General features: G+C 69.2%; 15 protein-coding genes. 11 read left to right on the top strand and 4 right to left on the bottom strand.

Going from position 1 to position 17,061, the window contains the following annotated elements:
* Positions 1 to 326: 326 nt before the first annotated feature.
* A complete protein-coding gene (locus BM362_RS07375) occupies positions 327 to 1,148 on the bottom strand; it encodes an HAD family hydrolase (RefSeq protein ID WP_067576983.1) in 822 nt (273 codons plus the stop codon).
* A 689-nt stretch (positions 1,149 to 1,837) separates the two neighbouring features.
* Between BM362_RS07375 and ssd the strand changes: the two genes are divergently transcribed.
* The 8 genes from ssd to BM362_RS07415 all read left to right on the top strand — a co-directional run bounded on the left by ssd (position 1,838) and on the right by BM362_RS07415 (position 8,392).
* Positions 1,838 to 2,896 carry a septum site-determining protein Ssd gene (gene ssd / locus BM362_RS07380; RefSeq protein ID WP_093572538.1) on the top strand — a complete coding sequence of 353 codons (1,059 nt, stop codon included), beginning with the start codon at positions 1,838 to 1,840 and terminating at the stop codon, positions 2,894 to 2,896.
* Positions 2,897 to 4,048 carry a TadA family conjugal transfer-associated ATPase gene (locus tag BM362_RS07385; RefSeq protein WP_093572539.1) on the top strand — a complete coding sequence of 384 codons (1,152 nt, stop codon included), beginning with the start codon at positions 2,897 to 2,899 and terminating at the stop codon, positions 4,046 to 4,048.
* A gap of 232 nt (positions 4,049 to 4,280) precedes the next feature.
* The gene (locus tag BM362_RS07390) at positions 4,281 to 5,042 is read left to right on the top strand and encodes a type II secretion system F family protein (RefSeq protein WP_342029786.1); all 762 of its coding nucleotides are present in this window, start codon (positions 4,281 to 4,283) and stop codon (positions 5,040 to 5,042) included.
* Positions 5,039 to 5,734, top strand: a complete 696-nt coding sequence (locus BM362_RS07395) for a type II secretion system F family protein (RefSeq protein WP_093572540.1) — start codon at positions 5,039 to 5,041, stop codon at positions 5,732 to 5,734. Before BM362_RS07390 ends, BM362_RS07395 begins: the two co-directional genes overlap by 4 nt.
* 30 nt (positions 5,735 to 5,764) lie before the next feature.
* Positions 5,765 to 5,929: a DUF4244 domain-containing protein gene (locus BM362_RS07400; RefSeq protein ID WP_078561018.1), complete on the top strand. Its 165-nt coding sequence runs from the start codon at positions 5,765 to 5,767 to the stop codon at positions 5,927 to 5,929.
* On the top strand, positions 5,929 to 6,267 hold the full coding sequence (locus BM362_RS07405) for a TadE family type IV pilus minor pilin (RefSeq protein ID WP_093572541.1): 339 nt from the start codon (positions 5,929 to 5,931) through the stop codon (positions 6,265 to 6,267). The genes BM362_RS07400 and BM362_RS07405 overlap by 1 nt, the downstream gene beginning before the upstream one ends.
* Positions 6,264 to 6,626 (top strand): Rv3654c family TadE-like protein, encoded by a 363-nt coding sequence (locus tag BM362_RS07410; protein ID WP_093572542.1) that lies wholly within the window; start codon positions 6,264 to 6,266, stop codon positions 6,624 to 6,626. The genes BM362_RS07405 and BM362_RS07410 overlap by 4 nt, the downstream gene beginning before the upstream one ends.
* 1,145 nt (positions 6,627 to 7,771) lie before the next feature.
* A complete protein-coding gene (locus BM362_RS07415) occupies positions 7,772 to 8,392 on the top strand; it encodes a bifunctional DNA primase/polymerase (protein WP_067576973.1) in 621 nt (206 codons plus the stop codon).
* Between the two features lie 48 nt (positions 8,393 to 8,440).
* Here BM362_RS07415 and BM362_RS07420 read toward each other — a convergent pair whose 3' ends face one another.
* The gene (locus BM362_RS07420; RefSeq protein WP_167545219.1) at positions 8,441 to 11,242 is read right to left on the bottom strand and encodes a DEAD/DEAH box helicase; all 2,802 of its coding nucleotides are present in this window, start codon (positions 11,240 to 11,242) and stop codon (positions 8,441 to 8,443) included.
* A 276-nt stretch (positions 11,243 to 11,518) separates the two neighbouring features.
* Between BM362_RS07420 and BM362_RS07425 the strand changes: the two genes are divergently transcribed.
* Together BM362_RS07425 and BM362_RS07430 are read left to right on the top strand one after the other, a co-directional pair.
* Positions 11,519 to 13,804 carry a sodium-translocating pyrophosphatase gene (locus tag BM362_RS07425; RefSeq protein WP_067576968.1) on the top strand — a complete coding sequence of 762 codons (2,286 nt, stop codon included), beginning with the start codon at positions 11,519 to 11,521 and terminating at the stop codon, positions 13,802 to 13,804.
* A gap of 137 nt (positions 13,805 to 13,941) precedes the next feature.
* On the top strand, positions 13,942 to 14,529 hold the full coding sequence (locus BM362_RS07430; RefSeq protein ID WP_067578041.1) for a hypothetical protein: 588 nt from the start codon (positions 13,942 to 13,944) through the stop codon (positions 14,527 to 14,529).
* Here the strand turns inward: BM362_RS07430 and BM362_RS07435 are convergent.
* Positions 14,496 to 15,257, bottom strand: a complete 762-nt coding sequence (locus tag BM362_RS07435) for a nucleotidyltransferase domain-containing protein (protein WP_232791510.1) — start codon at positions 15,255 to 15,257, stop codon at positions 14,496 to 14,498. The genes BM362_RS07430 and BM362_RS07435 overlap by 34 nt on opposite strands.
* A 111-nt stretch (positions 15,258 to 15,368) precedes the next feature.
* Here BM362_RS07435 and BM362_RS07440 point away from each other — a divergent pair, with 111 nt between their 5' ends.
* A complete protein-coding gene (locus BM362_RS07440; RefSeq protein ID WP_067578039.1) occupies positions 15,369 to 16,070 on the top strand; it encodes a hypothetical protein in 702 nt (233 codons plus the stop codon).
* A 52-nt stretch (positions 16,071 to 16,122) separates the two neighbouring features.
* Here BM362_RS07440 and BM362_RS07445 read toward each other — a convergent pair whose 3' ends face one another.
* Complete coding sequence (locus BM362_RS07445; protein WP_067576964.1) at positions 16,123 to 16,938, bottom strand: S1 family peptidase; 816 nt, start codon at positions 16,936 to 16,938, stop codon at positions 16,123 to 16,125.
* Positions 16,939 to 17,061 lie beyond the last annotated feature (123 nt).

Here is a 17,061-nt window from a genome sequence, read left to right on the forward strand (position 1 = left end):
CGACCAAGCGTGCAACTCTGGTCGTACCTTCATGGACTCGGCGTCCGGCGTCCCGGTACGCAGTCCCTAGACGACGAGCCTCCCGCGGCGTGCTGCGCGTGGGTACCCGGAGTCCGCGCACGGAGGTTGCCCGGGGTGACAGAGGCTTCTCTTCTACCTCTGTCCTGGCCGAATCAACGTCCGCACCTACTTTCTACGCCGTGAGCGCGGTCACTTCAAGTGCGCGTACGGGTGCACCGGTACAGAGGCTCGATCCGGTGACAACACCACCCTCAGCAACGGACCTAGCTGCGGAAACCGGCGTTTTGGTACCGCCACGCGGGTGCTCAGTCGCCGGTGCCCCGGGACCGGCGACGCCGGCTCAGGCTGTACCAGGTCGCGCCCGCCGCCACGGCCCCCACGCCGAGCGCGACCATCCCCGCGGACTTCGCCGGGATCCGCGTGCGCAGCGACATCGGCCGCTCGAACGCGAGGACCGGCCAGCCGTGCTCGTCCGCGGTGCGGCGCAGCAGCTTGTCCGGGTTCACCGCGTGCGGGTGACCCACCACCTCCAGCAGGGGGAGGTCGGTGCTGGAGTCGGTGTAGGCGAAGCAGTCCGCGAGGTCGTAGCCGTGCGTGGCGGCCTGCTGCTTCGCGGCGACGGCTTTGTTCTCGCCGTAGCAATAGAAATCGACCTCGCCGGAGTAACGGCCGTCGACGATCTCCATGCGAGTGGCGACGCAGCGGGTCGCGCCGAGCATCTCCGCGACCGGAGCCGCGACCTCCTCGCCGGTCGCGGACAGCACGATCACGTCGTGCCCGTCGGCGAGGTGCGCCGCGATGAGGTCGGTCGCTTCCGCGTAAACGAGCGGATCGACTACGTCGTGCAAGGTTTCGCGCACGATCGCGGAAACCTGCGCGACATCCCAGCCCGCGCACAACGCGGAAACCTCGGCGCGCATCCGCTCGGTCTTGTCCGCGTCCGCGCCGGCGAGCGAGAAAACCAGTTGCGCGTAAGCGCTTCGCAGCGCCGCACGGCGGTTGATCAGTCCTTCGCGCAGCAACGGCTTGCTGAACGCGAGCGCGCTGGACGACGCGATGATCGTCTTGTCGAGGTCGAAGAAGGCGGCTACGCGCCGGGGTGCTTCTTCGCTGCGGGGTTCGGCCACGTGGTCAGGATAGGCGCACCGCGCCGCGTTGTTGGCAGCACACCGGTCGTGGCGACGGCCGGAAAATCGATGACATCGGCTCGCTTACGGCCTCGGGTGCCGTTATCGAATCGTATGTGTCACTCACACAGCCAACTCATAGCTAACGGAGTTACAGTGAACAGGCCCGGTCTTGAACCGGGCTGGTTCAGTCCGACCCCCCGGGGCTGAACCCCTGGCGGCCCTCGTCCCTCCCCCCTGGCGAGGGCCGCCTTCTATTCTCCCCGTTTTCGCGTCGGCGAACAATTTTCAGGTCTGCCCCGGAAACGCTGTACTGCCCGTATTTATCGCTCTGACCTGGGCGGTCTTGGTCGTTCGCCGGGCACCTTACGGGCAAGATCAATTAACCGCATGCTTACCTTTCCAGTGTTTTCTCCGGCGGCGGCACCCCTTACTTCTCCCGCTGCGGCAAATTTACTTCTTTCCACTTGGTTTTCCGGAGTTTCTTCGCAGCAATCGTTTTCTCAGCCGAATGTGCGGAGCCGTGCATTATCCGGTGCCGGCCGACACTCCGCGGTGCTGGATCGATTTCGCACCCCGAGTTGTCCACAACCCCCGGGTTATCCACATGACGGAAAGACGGGCATTGCCGTGCCGCCTGGCGGCGAGCGACCGTGGGAGTCCGGCCCGCGAAACCCAGGGGAGGGCACATGGCCACCGCACAACCGCTCGTCGTCTCCGGCGAAGGCACCGTGTTCGAAGAGATCCGCCGCGTCGCCGCGGTAGTCGGCTGCGAGTTCGACCACGCGCCAGACCTAGCCGCCGCACGCGGACGATGGACACGAGCTCCGCTCGTGGTGCTGGACGAGGACATTTCGATCGACAGCTCGCCCATGCCAGCACGCGACAGCGTCGTGCTTGTCTGCAAAGGCGCACCCGGACTGGATACCTGGCGACGCGCAGCCGCCCTCGGCGCCCGCCGAGTCTTCAGCTTGCCCGACGACGAAGCGGGCCTGACCGGCGCGTTCGCCGACGTCACCGACGCACCAGCCGAATCACCAGGCCCAGTAATCGCTTTCGTGGGCGGCCGAGGCGGTTCCGGCACCTCTGTGCTGGCCGCAGCAGTCGCCGTCGAAGCCGCCCGCACCGACTCCGCGCTATTAGTCGACTGCGACCCGCTAGGCGGCGGATTGGATCTCCCGCTGGGCCTGGAACACACGAAAGGCCTGCGATGGCCCGAAGTTCGGCTGTCCGGCCGAGTGTCCGTCCCGTCCCTGATCGCCTCGCTCCCCAGTCGCGGCAAGCTCCCTGTGCTGTCCTGCGGTCGTTCCGGCGACGGCCCGACTCCTCGCGCCTTGTCCGCGGTGGTCGCCGCAGGCAGCCGCGCCGGCCGCACCGTCGTCTGCGATTTACCCCGCCATTTCGACGAGGGCACGCTTGCCGTCGCCGCAGCCGCCGATCTGGTCGTGCTGGTCGTTCCCGTTGAGTTCCGTGCCTGTATGGCGGCGAAACAAGTCCTGACCCACCTTCGTCCGCACACCGGGCGTTTCGCAGTCGTCGCAAGTGGACACCGCATCGACGGCGTCCCGGCTTCGCAAACCGCAGGCATGCTCGGCCCGCCCTTGATCGCTGACGTGGCCCCAGAACGCCGAGTAGCCGCCACCTTGGAATCCGGCGAGTTCGACCTGCCCCCGAAGGGCGCGTTGGCCACCGCTGCCCGTGCCGTACTGGCGAACCTGCGTCCCCTCACGACCGCACAGGCCGCGTAGATGACCACCGACCTAGTAGAACGAGTCCGTCACCGCCTGGCAGGCGAAAGCCGCGGCACCGACCCGATCGCCCTGGCCGAAGCAGTCCGGGTCGAAGCCGGCGGCGCCCTGAGCCATGACGCAGTACTAGCCGCCGTTCGCCAAGCCCGAGACGAGTTCGTCGGCGCAGGCCCGCTAGCCCCATTACTGGAGGACGACACAGTTACCGACGTCCTGGTCACTGCTCCCGACCAGGTGTGGACCGACGGCCCCGCCGGCCTCACCCACACGACCATCCGTTTCCCCAGCGAGGACGCCGTCCGCCGCCTAGCGCAGCGCCTGGCCCTAGCGGCAAGCCGCCGCCTGGACGACGCCCAGCCCTACGTAGACGGCTGGCTCCCCGCCCGCCAGGGCCGAATCCGCGTCCACGCCGTCCTGCCGCCCATCGCCGCCAACGGCACCTGCCTGTCCCTGCGCGTGCTGCGCCCGGTGACGCACGACCTAGCCGCACTCCAAGCCCATGGCTCCATCGACCCAACCGCTCTGAACATCCTCGAAGCAATCCTCAAACACCGCCTGGCCTTCCTGATCACCGGCGGCACCGGTGCCGGAAAGACAACGCTCCTGAGCGCCTTGCTGAGCGCGGTAGCTCCAACCGAACGAATCGTCTGCGTAGAGGACGCTGGCGAACTACACCCGACCCACCCACAATTCGTAAGCCTCGTCGCCAGACCCGCGAACGTAGAAGGCGTAGGTGCCGTGGAACTCCCAGAGCTGGTCCGACAGGCACTGCGAATGCGCCCAGACCGCCTGATCGTCGGCGAGGTTCGCGGAGCAGAAGTGTGCTCCCTGCTGAACGCCATGAACACCGGTCACGACGGCGGTGCCTGCACCCTGCACGCGAACTCCCCTGCCGAAGCCCCAGCACGCCTGGAAGCCTTGGCAGCCCTGGGCGGTCTGCCGAGAGATGCGTTGCACAGCCAACTAGCCGCAGCAGTCCGCGTAATCCTCCACATGCGCCGAACAGCCACCGGCCGCCGCTTGACGGAAGTCGCCGTACTCCAGCGTTACCACGGGGAAGTAAAACCCCACCCCGTCTGGCGCGACGGCCACTGGACGAACCGTCGCTCCCTTTTCACCGCACTGACAACGCCGGAACCCGCCCCTGCCTAGCCCCCCGCTCGCTTCCATCGCTCGCGCGTTTGTCCTGCGCAGCCACTCACCAGTCGGCGTTTGCACCCATTAGACCTCGCGCCGACCCCGGATCACGCGCACCTTCCTTCCGCTCCACAACAGAACCTTGTCGCGCGGACCACGCGCACTTCCCTTTCGGCAGTCCGTTCCGCAGTTCCGCCCCGCAGCGAAGCGTCCCGTAAGAACCGCACTCAACCGACCCAGCATCGAGGTGACCCCGTTGATCTCCGCATGGTCGTTCCTCTGCGCAGGCACCGGAATCCTGTGCTGGCCAGCCACCCCCAACCGCCTCATTCCAACGCCCCGCCGCCGCTTCCACCTCCCCGTCCCGCCCCGCCAGGCCCGCTGGCCGGCCCCCGCCATCGTCGCCCTGCCGCTGGCCGGAATCGGCGCCGCGGCAGCCACCGCCCTGCTCACCCTCGCCGTCGGTCAGGAATGGCGCAGCAGAAAGGAAACCACCGAAACCCTGACCCGCGCCGAACGCACCGCGACTGTCCTCCGCACGATGGTCTCCGAACTCCGCGCCGGTGCCCACCCGGTAACCGCCGCCGAAGCAGCCGCGGACGCGGTCCCCGAACTGGCCGGAGAGCTCCACAACCTCGCCACCGCCGCCCGCCTCGACGGAACCCTGGAATCGCCAGCACTCCCCGCCGTCGTCCAATCCTGGAACCTGGCCCGCTGCCACGGCCTGCCCATCGCCGACGCCCTCGAAGCCGCCCGCCGAGACGTCGACGCCGAAGTCGCCTTCGCCCGCCGCCTGCGCGCAAAAATGGCCGGGCCACGCATGAGCGCGATAGTCCTGACCGTGCTGCCGGTCGGTTGCCTGGCAATGGGCCAGCTCATCGGGGCCAACCCGCTCGCCGTCCTCACCGAAACCCTGATCGGACAAGCATTCCTGGTCACCGGCGCAGCCCTGCTATGGGCAGGCACCGCCTGGTCCAGAGCCCTCACCAGCCGCAGGTCCGCCCCATGACCGCCCTGAGCCTCGCCCTCACCGCCACCGCGCTGCTGCTCTGGCCAAACACCGTCCCGCCCCGGCACCTAGCCCGGCCCAAGCGCCCACCCCGCACTCTGCGACCAGAGGTCTGGCACCCCGCCGCCGCAATCGTCGTAGGCGTATCCGCAACCGTCCTCACCGGAATCCCCATCGGACTGGCCGCCTGCGCAGGCTCCTGGTGGCTCCTGCGCCGATCCCGCCATCCCAAAAACCCAAGCGACGTCTCGGAACGACTCCGTTCCGCGTCAGTCCTGGACCTGCTTGCCGCCTGCCTGCGCGCCGGAATGCCAGTCCCGACCGCCTTGGAAGCCGTAGCGCCCGGCGCGCCACCGGACACCGAAACCGCCCTGCGCGCAACAGCGAACCTGCTAGCACTGGGCGCGGAACCGACTCCCGCTTGGACCCCGCTCCGAGCCCGCCGGGACTTCGCCGAGCTGGCGGTCGCAGCCACCCGAACCACGCGGTCCGGGGCGGCCCTCGCCTCGACCGCGGACGACCTGGCCCACCGCATTCGCGACGGACTGGGCGTCGAGGCCGAAGAACGCGCCGAACGCGCCGGAGTCGCCCTGGCCCTGCCGGTCGGGTTGTGCTTCCTGCCCGCGTTCTTCGCCCTCGGCGTACTGCCGGTAGTGCTCGGCCTGGCCGGGCGAATCGGCGGTCTGCTGTGAACCCATCCACGACAGAAAGGGAATCCGACCATGTGGTTCTTGCCCGGAGACGAGGGCACCACCACCGCCGAATACGCCATCGGCACGGTAGCCGCGGCAGCGTTCGCCGTGGCGCTCTACGTGCTGCTCAGCGGAGACTCGGTCTCCGCGACTTTGGCCGGCCTGGTGCACAAGGCCCTGACGGTGGCCACCTGATGGCCAGCCGTCGCCGGGACGGCGGATTCGTCACGGTAGAAGCCGCCCTGTCCTTGGGCGCGCTGACCGCCGTGCTGGCGATCCTGCTCGCGGGCACCAGCGCGATCGCCGGGCACCTCCGCTGCCTGGACGCCGCCCGCGAAGCCGCCCGCCTGACCGCGGCCGGGCAGCCAGGAGCCGCCGACGCAGTGGTCCAAACCATTGCCCCGCACGGCGCACACCTCACCATCCACCGCACCGGCGACGGCCTCACCGCAGAAGTAACCACCGACGCCCTGTCCGCTCTTCACTTGAGCGCAACCGCCTACGCCATCTTCGAACCAGGCCCAGCCTCATGACCCAGAAACAACCAGCCGACGCCGGCGTAGCCACGATCTGGACGGCCCTGGCTGCCGCAACCCTGATCTCCGTGACAGTCCTGGTGTGGTGGTTAGCCGCGGCCATCACCGCCCGCCACCGCACCGAAGCTGCCGCCGACCTGGGCGCGTTGGCCGCAGCAGCCCACGCCGCCGCCGGACCGACCATCGCCTGCGCCCGAGCCAAGGAGGTCGCCGACCACGAACGCGCAGTGCTGACCAGTTGCCGCTGGCACAACCGCGACGCCTTTGTCGAGGTCCGCGCCACGACCACCCCGATCCCCGGCATGCCGGCCCCCACCGCAAAATCCCGCGCCGGTCCAGTCGACCTGCCTCCCTGACCGGAACGCCTCGACCGACGCTGGCCTCGGCAGCCGCGTTCAACGGCGGCGACGCGCGGACCAGTCCGGTAGCCGTGCTCCGCGACCGGCCGCTTGCGTGGACATCGGTGCTGGCCCATTGGTGGTGTTGAGAGGCAGGGCCCGATCCAGTAGCCGTGCTCCGCAGTCGGCCGCTGACTCCCCGCGCGTCCGGTAGCCGTGTCTCAGGTGGAGCGGTGTCCGGGCGGGTCGCTGCGGCTCCGCGACGGACTGCTGACTCCTTGCGCCCGCCATCGGTGTTCCCCTGCGACCGCCCGAGCTGCCCGTCGGGCACGGGACCGCCTGAGCTGCGCCTCGTGCACGGGACCGACCGCCCGAGCTGCCCGTCGGGCACGGGACCGCCTGAGCTGCGCCTCGTGCACGGGACCGACCGCCCGAGCTGCCCGTCGGGCACGGGACCGCCTGAGCTGCGCCTCGTGCACGGGACCGACCGCCCGAGCTGCCCGTCGGGCACGGGACCGCTTGAGCTGCCCCTCGGGCACGGGACCGCCTGAGCTAGACAGATCTGCCCGGGCCTAGGCCGCCGGTTCACCCGCCGCAGTCCAGCGCGCGGTTTGTCGCGGAGACCGGCGTCGCCCGATCCAACCGAAGGGAGTTGCAACCCGCCGACCGCCTCCACACACCCTCGCTCGTCCAGGCACCATGGGCCGCCCTCAGCGGCGTTCCGGGCCACCAGCCGGAACCGTTCATCGGCGACGAGCCGGACCGGTGACCAGTCCCCGGAACCCACGGTGCGTCCGGACCTTTCCGGCATCGGCGACGAGTGGCGAAGAACACGAGCAGCGGTCGCTGACGCACGCCGAACGGTCAATTCCCCAGGTCAACGGGTGGTCCAAGGGCATGCCTCAGTGCGTGTGCGAAAAGGCGGGAAAGTGTCGAATCCCGTGGTAGACCCGTTCTCGCGGGCGGGACGGCGGGGTCAGCGGCCGGTGATCGGCTCCTTGTTATCGGCCGGACAGTGGGCTACTGGGCGTTCATCGATCGGTAACGGCCGGTTGTCGCGCGGAGTCTTCCCCGCAATGTGCAACTTGCCGTTTAGTGAGACGTGCGCCACCACGGCCCCGACCCGGACGGCGCGAAAACCGGACCTCGAAGGCAGGAAAGCAATGTTGGACGCGAATTGGCCGGACAGCTGGCGGAACGCCTTCCGCATCGAACTGCGTGCGGAGGCGATCGGCCTCGCCTGGCGCGGCTGGCCGGTGCTTCCGGGGGCGACCCCGGAGCCGATCACCGCGGAGGGGGACGACCTGACCTGGCGCCGGCCGGTGCCGGTGCGCGACGACTGGCGTGAGCTGGTCGGTTCGCACGCCCACGAGGTCGCCAGCTGGTTCAGCGACCGCACGCACAGCCTGCTGGTGGCGACCGGCACCGTGCTCGACGCGGTCGAGGTGGACCAGGAACTGGGCAAGCGCGCCGCGCGACTGCTGCGCGCCATCGGGCACCCGGCCCCGATCGTCGCCATGCCGAACGGCCGGTGGCTGTTCCTCACCTTGCCCTCCGAGCACCTTCCCGCCGAACTCGCCGAGCAGATTTCCCTGCAATGGCACGGCAAGGACAGCTACATCCCGCTGCCGCCGTCGCCGTTCCAGCACGGTGTCGTGCACTGGCGCGTGAAGCCCGAGGTGTGCGGCTGGCAGCTGCCGCCCGCCGCCGAGGTGCAGGACGTGCTGGTTCGCGCCCTCGCCGACGAGCACGCCTCGATGCTGGTCGAGAGCACCGCCGCCTGATTTCCGGTTCCATCCCGGCAGGCAGCACGCGACAACCGAAAAAAGTCTTCACGTTCCATCGTGGCCGCACTGTTCCCCGTGCTGACGCAACGCCCCGAGCACGGCTCCCAGTACGGCCACCGCCCCTGCCTTGTCCAGCGGATCGTTGCCGTTCCCGCACTTCGGCGACTGGACGCAGGACGGGCAGCCCGTCGGGCACTCGCAGGAGACGATCGCCTCCCGCGTAGCGGCCAGCCACGGGACAATCGCGGCATAACCGCGGTCGGCAAACCCCGCACCCCCGGGATGCCCATCGTGCACGAACACCGTCGCCTCCCCGGTGTCCTCGTGCCACGCGGTAGACACCCCGCCGATGTCCCAGCGGTCGCACGTAGCGAACAGCGGTAGCAGGCCGATCGCCGCGTGCTCGGCGGCATGCAGGGCACCGGGGACGCGCGCCGGAAGCAAACCGGCGCCCCCCGGTGCTCTGCCAGCACCCCCGGTCCCCACCGGTCCCACCGCAACACCGATCTCGACCCCGGCACCGGGGCCCCGCCCAGCCGCCGGATCGCCCGAAACTTCGCCGGTTACCCCGACAGCCGACGAGGCACCCCCGGTCCCCACCGGTTCTCCGGCCGCACGACGGTCCGCCGCCCCCGCAGCGGTCCCGTCGATTCCCCCGGCGGCTGGCGATGCACTCCCGGCCCCCGCCGTCTGGCCGCTCGCCGACACCGCGCCCATTCGGCCGGGATTCCCGGCAGCTGGGGACGCGCCCTCGGACCCCGTCTGCCCGCCAACCCCGTGGCTCGCTACCGATCCCGCAGCGGTCCCGTCCTTCTCCGCCGTGGCTGGCGACGTGGTTTCAGCACGGCTCGCCCCGTCGACAGCCTCGTTGTTCGCCGACCCGGCAGCGGTTTCGCCGACGCCACCGCCAGCCGGAGATTCCAGCAGCCCACCCGAAACCGTGTACCAAACCGCTCTCGTGTGCAGGCTCTGTTCCGGCAGGTCAAGCGGCGTATGGTCCAGCACTTCCCCCGACGGCCGCCTCCGTAGATACCCCACCACCTGCGATGTCACCGCGACCTCGCCAAGGCACACTGTCACCCCGCCGTGGCGGCATTGTTCTTCTGTCGACAGCACCGAGATGTCCACGATCTCGCGCGGCGAAGTCGTCCAGTCCGGGTCCTCCGCGTGCACCAGCGCCAGACCTGTCTCCAGATCCAGCTCATCGACGACATACGACGACCCCTGATGCAGATACACCGCGCCGGGATGGACGGAGTAGCAAGCCGATCCGGGGTCGACGGTGCCCAGCATTCGGCCGGAGTCCGCTTCCACCACCGCGATCTGGTCGCCGCCTGAGCCGCGGATGCCGACCTCTCCGTGCGGGCGGTCGCGCGAAGTCCAGTACCAGCCGCTGGAACGTCGGCGTAGCAGCTTCTCCTCGGCCAGATCCGCCAGTACCGCGCGGGCCGCCTCGCCGCCGAAGGTTTCCAACTCCGGTTCGGTGAGCGGCAGCTCCGCGACCGCGCACGCGAGCTGCGGGCCCAGCACGTACGGGTTCGTCGGGTCCAGGACCGCGGTTTCCACCGGGCGCTCCAGCAAAGCGGCCGGGTGGTGCACCAGGTAGGTGTCGAGCGGATCGTCCCGAGCGACGAACACCACGAGCGCCTCATCGCCCGAACGCCCGGCGCGGCCGGATTGCTGCCAGAACGACGCGAGAGTGCCGGGGTAGCCAGCCAGCACCACGGCGTCCAGGCCAGCGATGTCGACGCCCAGCTCCAAGGCGTTCGTGGTCGCGACGCCCAGCAGCCGACCCGAAAGCAGGGCTTGCTCCAGAGCACGACGCTCTTCAGGGAGATAGCCGGACCGGTACGCGGCAACGGTATCCGCCAACCGGGGGTCCACTTCGGACAGAAGGCGGCGTGCTCCCAGCGCGGTCAGCTCCGCACTGCGGCGGGAGCGGACGAAAGCCAGCGATCTAGCGCCTTCGACGACCAGTTCGGTGAGAATCCGCGCGGTCTCGACGCCAGCCGGGCGGCGGACGGGCGCGCCGTTCTCGCCAGTCAGTTCGTCGAGCAACGGCGGCTCCCACAGAGCGACCGTCCGTGCTCCGCGGGGCGACGCGTCGTCGGTGACCGCGGAGCACTGCACGCCGGTGAGCCGGGTGGCGAAGGAAGCTGGCGAAGCAGTAGTCGCCGAAGCCAGCACGAACACCGGGGAGGCTCCGTAATGCTCCGCCACCCGGCGCAGGCGGCGCAGCAACAGCGCGACGTGCGAGCCGAAGACGCCGCGATAGCTGTGGCATTCATCGACCACGACGTATCGCAACCGGCGGAAGAACTGCGTCCATCGGGAGTGCGTCGAAAGGATGCCGCGGTGCAGCATGTCGGGATTGCTGAACACCCAGTTCGCGTGCGCGCGGACCCAGTCGCGCTCTGTCATCGGAGTGTCTCCGTCGAACGCCGCCGCGCGCACGCCTGTGACGTCCAAAGAGGACACCGCGCGCAGCTGATCAGCGCCGAGTGCCTTCGTCGGAGAGAGGTACAGCGCGGTCGCCCGCGGGTCCGTGGCCAATGCGGTGAGCACCGGCAGCTGATACGCCAGCGACTTCCCCGACGCGGTGCCGGTGGACACCACGACGTGCGTGCCCGCGTGCGCCAGCGAAGCCGCATCGACCTGGTGCCGCCACGGTTTTTCGACTCCGGCCGCACCGAACGCGGCCACCACCGACGGCTCCGCCCACTCCGGCCACGGCTCGTGCCGGGCCGCGCGTTCCGGCAGCCGGGACACGTGCGTCACCGGATTCTCGTGCGCCGGGATCCCTGCCGTGACCCGGTCCAGCAGCCTCCGTCCTCGCTCTCCCACCACGTGCCGAAGCTTCGCACAGGGCACCGACAAAACCTGGCCGAGATCGATCCAGTGACCAATCACACAAGGTCACCGAACGTACTGTCGCCGGGACGCATTGCGGACGCGCAGATCACTACCAATACACTCCCTCGATCCACACCCACTGTGGCGAGCGTCATGCGAGACGTGCATTGCTTGCACGGCTAGCGTGTCCTTCGGCACAGATCCACGCCAGTGCAGGCGCGCCGGGTACGACGGGCCCGCGCTGGCCAAACGGCGTTCCCAGGAGGACGAATGTCCCGGCAGTTCCTCGCGGAGGGCGGTATCACGCTCTCCGGGGGTGGCTACACCATCGTCGGTGTGGTCGCCGTGGTCGCCCTTGTCGCACTGGCCATCGGTTACGTGCTGCTCAAGGAGGTGCTGGCCGCGGGCCAGGGCACCGCCAAGATGCAGGACATCGCGAAGGCAGTGCAAGAAGGTGCGGCCGCATACCTGAAGCGGCAGCGCAACACCCTCGGCATCTTCGGCGTGATCGTGTTCCTGCTCCTGTTCGCGCTCCCCGCGGACGACTGGAACGAGAGGATCGGCCGGTCGATCTTCTTCCTTATCGGGGCGGCGTTCTCGTTCGCCATCGGCTACCTCGGCATGTGGCTGGCCACGCAGGCGAACCTGCGCGTGGCCGCCGCGTCGCGCGAGGAGGGCGGCCGTGAGAAGGCGATGCGCGTGGCGTTCCGCACCGGCGGCGTGGTCGGCATGATCACCGTCGGGCTCGGCCTTCTGGGCGCGGCGATCGTGGTGCTCGTCTACACCGGTCAGGCGCCGAAGGTGTTGGAGGGCTTCGGTTTCGGCGCGGCTCTGATCGCCATGTTCATGCGTGTCGGCGGCGGCATCTTCACCAAGGCCGCCGACGTCGGTGCTGACCTGGTCGGCAAGGTTGAGCAGGGTATCCCTGAGGACGACCCGCGCAACGCCGCGACGATCGCCGACAACGTCGGCGACAACGTGGGCGACTGCGCCGGCATGGCCGCGGACCTCTTCGAGTCCTACGCGGTGATGCTCGTCGCCGCGCTGATTCTCGGCAGCTCCGCGTTCGGTGCGTCCGGCCTGATCTTCCCGCTGATCGTGCCCGCCATCGGCGTGATCACCGCGGTGATCGGCGTCTACATCACGAAGGCACGCGCGGGCGAGGGCGGCCTGGTCACGATCAACCGCTCGTTCTACATCTCCGCGGTTATTTCCGCGGTGCTGTCGGCGATCGCCGCGTTCGTGTACCTGCCGAACAGCTTCGCTGAATTCGGCGAGGGCTACGCGCACAACACCGGTAACCCGGCGGTGATCGCGACGGTCGCGGTGATCATCGGCATCGTGCTCGCCGCACTGATCCTGCGCATCACCGGCTACTACACCGGCACCGAGCACAAGCCGGTGCAGGACGTCGGCAAGACGTCGGAAACCGGTGCGGCGACGGTAATCCTGTCCGGCATCTCGGTCGGCTTCGAGTCCGCCGTGTACACCGCGCTGGTGATCGCTGCGGCCGTGTTCGGCGCTTACCTGCTCGGCGGCGGCGTCGCGCTGTTCGCGGTGGCGCTGGCCGGCACCGGCCTGCTGACCACCGTCGGCGTCATCGTCGCGATGGACACCTTCGGCCCGGTCTCGGACAACGCGCAGGGCATCGCCGAGATGTCCGGCGACGTCGACGAGAAGGCCGCGCAGATCCTCACCGAACTGGACGCGGTCGGCAACACCACCAAGGCCATCACCAAGGGCATCGCGATCGCTACCGCGGTGCTGGCGGCGACTGCGCTGTTCGGCTCCTATTCGGACGCGATCGCGAAGACCGTCGCCGAACGCGGCGAGGGCGCGGTCACTGCGGTGAACTCGTTCGTCAACCAGGTGGTCAGCCCGAACACGCTGGTCGGCGTGATCGTCGGCGCGGCGGTTGTGTTCCTCTTCTCCGGTCTCGCGGTCAACGCGGTTTCGCGTGCCGCCGGCGCGGTGGTGTACGAGGTGCGCCGCCAGTTCCGCGACATCCCCGGGATCATGGAGGGCACTACGCGGCCCGAGTACGGCCGGGTCGTCGACATCGTCACCCGCGATTCGCTGCGGGAGCTGGCGACGCCGGGTCTGCTGGCCGTTTTCGCGCCGATCGCGGTCGGGTTCGGTCTCGGCACCGGTGCGCTCGCCGGGTACCTGGCGGGTGCGATCGCGACCGGCACGCTGATGGCGATCTTCCTCGCCAACTCCGGTGGTGCCTGGGACAACGCGAAGAAGCTCGTCGAGGACGGCAACCACGGCGGCAAGGGTTCCGACGCGCACGAGGCGACGATCATCGGCGACACCGTCGGCGACCCGTTCAAGGACACCGCCGGTCCCGCGATCAACCCGCTGATCAAGGTCATGAACCTGGTCTCGGTGCTGATCGCGCCCGCGGTGGTCACGCTGACGCTCGGCGGCGGCGCGGACACCACGTGGCGGATCGTGATCGCGGTCGTCGCGGTCGCGGTGATCGTGGCGGCGATCGTCGTGTCCAAGCGGCGCGGCAGCGTCATGGCGGAGACTCCGGCGGAGGCGAAAGCCTGACGCGTTGCTCCATTCGGGCCCGGTACGCCTTGTGCGTGCCGGGCCCGTTCGCGTCCACGACCCGGGGCGAGTTGCGGTCTACTGGCGGGTCGGTACCGTGCGGAGGACACGGATTTCGATGGACAGGAGTGGTGCGGGTGCGGCCGCGGTGGACCGGTTTAGCCGCGCTGGCAACAGGAATCGGCCTTGGGCTCACGGGCTGCGGGCAACCGCCGCCGCCGAGCGAGCAGGTCGTGTCCGGCGGGCACGCGGAGGCGGCGGGCCCATCCGATCCGGCCGCGAAATGGGCCGACGGGTACTGCGGCGCGGTCACGCATCTGGTTCGTGCGCTGGCGAATCTGCCCTCGATCGATCCGAGTTCGTCAGCGCAGGCCGCTCGCACGTCGAGCGATCTGCTGGCGTCGGTCGCCACCGGCATCGACCGGACCGTGTCCGGGCTGCACCAGGTCGGCCCAGCGCCGCTGCCCGGTGGCGAACCGGCGCGCACGGCTTTGCTCGACCAGTTCGCTTCGGTGCGGCACCAGACTGACCAGGTGCGCGGCAAACTCGACGCGGCCGAGGGTCCCGAAGCGGTGAAAGCGGCGCTGGACGACGCCAAATCGGCTATCGACCAGATTTCCCGGCTCGACGTCCTCAAGGGCCTGGAAGCGACGCCAGCCCTGTCCGCGGCGGGCAAGCGCGCGGCGGGCTGTCAGGAACTGGTGGTCCCGCCCGCGCCACGCTGATCGAGTGCCCGCCGAAGGGCGACCGCGCGCTCCGCATCATGGTGGGCGACGGCGGCGAGGTAGTGCTGAAGCAGCGCCTGCCGAGACCGTTCGAGTTCGGTCAAGCTGACCGACGCCGCCCGGCCGTCTCGCAGCGTCGCCAGCACTGGTTCGGGCAGTCGGTCGACTTCGCGCCCGTGCCCAGGATTCAAGCCGTGCCGCAGGCATTCCAGGGCGATGATCTGGTCGCGAAGGTCGTCGAGCATCAGGAGGGCCTGCCAGGTCCGGCCGCGGGCGATGGCCGAGCGGGCGTGCACCGCGTATAGCCAGGCCATGCCGATCACCTGCGCGCTGTCCGGTTCCGCGGCGCTGGCCGGCTCGTTGGCCTGGCCGAACACGAGCTGAAAGCCGTCCTCGGTGGCCCGGAACAGATCGTGGGGCCAGAACGACAAGTCGACCTGGAGCGAGGAGCCGAGGAGGAAGACCCGATAGCGAACTCCCTCGCGCGAGGTCACGTCGAGGGTGTCGGCGACGCCGAACTTCTCGTCGAGCGACCGAGTCCAGCGTGCGACGATTGCGGACTCGTCCGCGTCCTCCGCGAGCTGAAGCACGAGATCGATGTCTGACCAGCGGTCCTCGGCACCGCGAGCGGCCGATCCGACCAGAGCGGCACCTGTGATGTCCACGTCCTGGCGGGCCGCGGCGATCAGCTCGGCACGCACCCGGACGCGTTCGGCGACTTCGAACAACTGGGCTCCCAGGGTCGGTACCGGTATTATTATACCGACAACGCTGAGTGCGCGGGAAAAACCTCGGCGTGACGCTCGCCTTCAATCGAACTTGTGTTCTATCATCGCGGCGTGGATCGGACGATCTCGCTGTTCTCGGCGGAGGCGACCGGCCCGGGCCTGCCCGACCTGGCCGGGCTGCTGTGCTGCCAGGGGCAGATCACCGGGTTCGGCCGTACGGCGGCGCGGCTGTCGGTGCTGGTCGAGGAGTCGTGGCGGGCTCGGGCGCTGGCGCGCGAATGCCGCAGCCGGGGCGCGGACGCACAGGTCGCGGCGGCCGAATGCGGCAGTCCGCAGGTGCGCACGTCGTTCCGGGTCGATCTGCTCGGGCTCGCCGAACAGTGGCTGCGGCCGGGACACACCGGTCCGGCGGAGGACGATTCGGGCAAGGCGGTGCCGGGCGGCTTCCGGCTGAGCGGCGCGATGCTGCGGATGTGGGCGCTCGCGGCGGGCCGTCCCGAACCGGGCGGCTACCTGCTGGGCGTCGATCCGCTGGCCCCAGGAATGCATGAGGAACTGCTGGCTGTGCTCGCATCGCTGGGCGTCCAGGCCCGGCTGCTCGGGCCGAAGGCGGAGCAGCCCGCGGTGCGTGTCAGCGGACGGCGGAAGCTGGCCGGTCTGCTGGAGCTGATCGGCGAACCTCCGGCCGGGGCGGAGGCGGCGTGGCCGGAGTTGCCGCCGGCCGGGGAGCGCCGCGAACGGACGCCGGGAGAGCCGCGCCGAGGCGCTCCGGCGGAGAGTCCCGCGCAGTATTTACTGGAGGCTGTGGGGTAGCCGCGCAGAAAAAGTCCCCCACCGCCAAGCGATGGGGGACCGATGAAGTGTCCTACGGTTTCGGCAGGGTGCAGCCCTGCTGGTTGAGGTCGATCTCGTTGGCCGGGGTCAGGCAGGCCGGGATTCCGTAGGTCTCTTCGCCGTACTTGTAGTTCGGCCGCACGGTCACGTTGCCTGCTTCGTCGACCTCGCACGGGTTGTTCAGCGTGCAGCGCTGGCCGTCGTCGTTGGACGTGTTGTTCACGCCGATGACCTTGCCGGTGTTGCGGTCGACGACCGGCGAACCGGACGTGCCGCCGATGGTCGCGCAGCCCGGCACGTAGCGGATCGAGTCCTTCCAGACCCAGTTGTTCTCGTGCAGTTCGTGCACGAAACCGTCGATCGAGCAGGAGTAGATCTGCTTCCAGTACCCGGACACCACGTCGATCGGCGTGCCTGCCTGCGGATGGGTGTTGACCAGTTCGAGCGGCGGCACGTTGTACTTCTGCTCGATGTCGGCGTAGGTGTCGCTCAGCTGGTACAGCGAGATGTCGGTGTCGGTCATCGTCGCGTAGACGACCTTGGTCGCGGTCACGGTGCCCACCGAGCTCTGCCCGTCCGGCGACAGCAGGTCGAACGAACGGTTCGAGGACTGCCCGACGATCACCTGCCCCGGATCGGGCATGCCATCTTCGAGACAGTGCCCGTTCGACAGCACCATCGCGGGCGCGTCCATCGGCGTGGCGGCCGGTTTCACGACCGAACCAGAGCAGTTGGACAGCGCCACGGCACCGGTGAACGTGGTGGTCGCCGCGCTTGCTTCGGGGGCGGTGACCAGCGCGAATGTCGCCGTGACGGCGATCGCGGCGCCAACCAGTCGGCGGATCATGGTGGGTTCCTTTCGGCTGGGGGGAGGAATAAGTGAACCGTCGACGTCCTGGGACCCGCCACCGTCTAACGGAGGGTATCGGTGCTATGACCGGTTACCCTGCACGGCACGTGTCCGACATCA

This window comes from Amycolatopsis rubida, from assembly GCF_900115345.1.
Classification (GTDB): domain Bacteria; phylum Actinomycetota; class Actinomycetes; order Mycobacteriales; family Pseudonocardiaceae; genus Amycolatopsis; species Amycolatopsis rubida.

Bases quoted from the DNA above. Each gene is read 5' to 3' on its own strand.
- ssd (WP_093572538.1), top strand. From the start codon at position 1,838: ATGGCCACCGCACAACCGCTCGTCGTCTCCGGCGAAGGCACCGTGTTC.
- BM362_RS07385 (WP_093572539.1), top strand. From the start codon at position 2,897: ATGACCACCGACCTAGTAGAACGAGTCCGTCACCGCCTGGCAGGCGAA.
- BM362_RS07395 (WP_093572540.1), top strand. From the start codon at position 5,039: ATGACCGCCCTGAGCCTCGCCCTCACCGCCACCGCGCTGCTGCTCTGG.
- BM362_RS07400 (WP_078561018.1), top strand. From the start codon at position 5,765: ATGTGGTTCTTGCCCGGAGACGAGGGCACCACCACCGCCGAATACGCC.
- BM362_RS07405 (WP_093572541.1), top strand. From the start codon at position 5,929: ATGGCCAGCCGTCGCCGGGACGGCGGATTCGTCACGGTAGAAGCCGCC.
- BM362_RS07410 (WP_093572542.1), top strand. From the start codon at position 6,264: ATGACCCAGAAACAACCAGCCGACGCCGGCGTAGCCACGATCTGGACG.
- BM362_RS07415 (WP_067576973.1), top strand. From the start codon at position 7,772: ATGTTGGACGCGAATTGGCCGGACAGCTGGCGGAACGCCTTCCGCATC.
- BM362_RS07425 (WP_067576968.1), top strand. From the start codon at position 11,519: ATGTCCCGGCAGTTCCTCGCGGAGGGCGGTATCACGCTCTCCGGGGGT.
- BM362_RS07445 (WP_067576964.1), bottom strand. From the start codon at position 16,938: ATGATCCGCCGACTGGTTGGCGCCGCGATCGCCGTCACGGCGACATTC.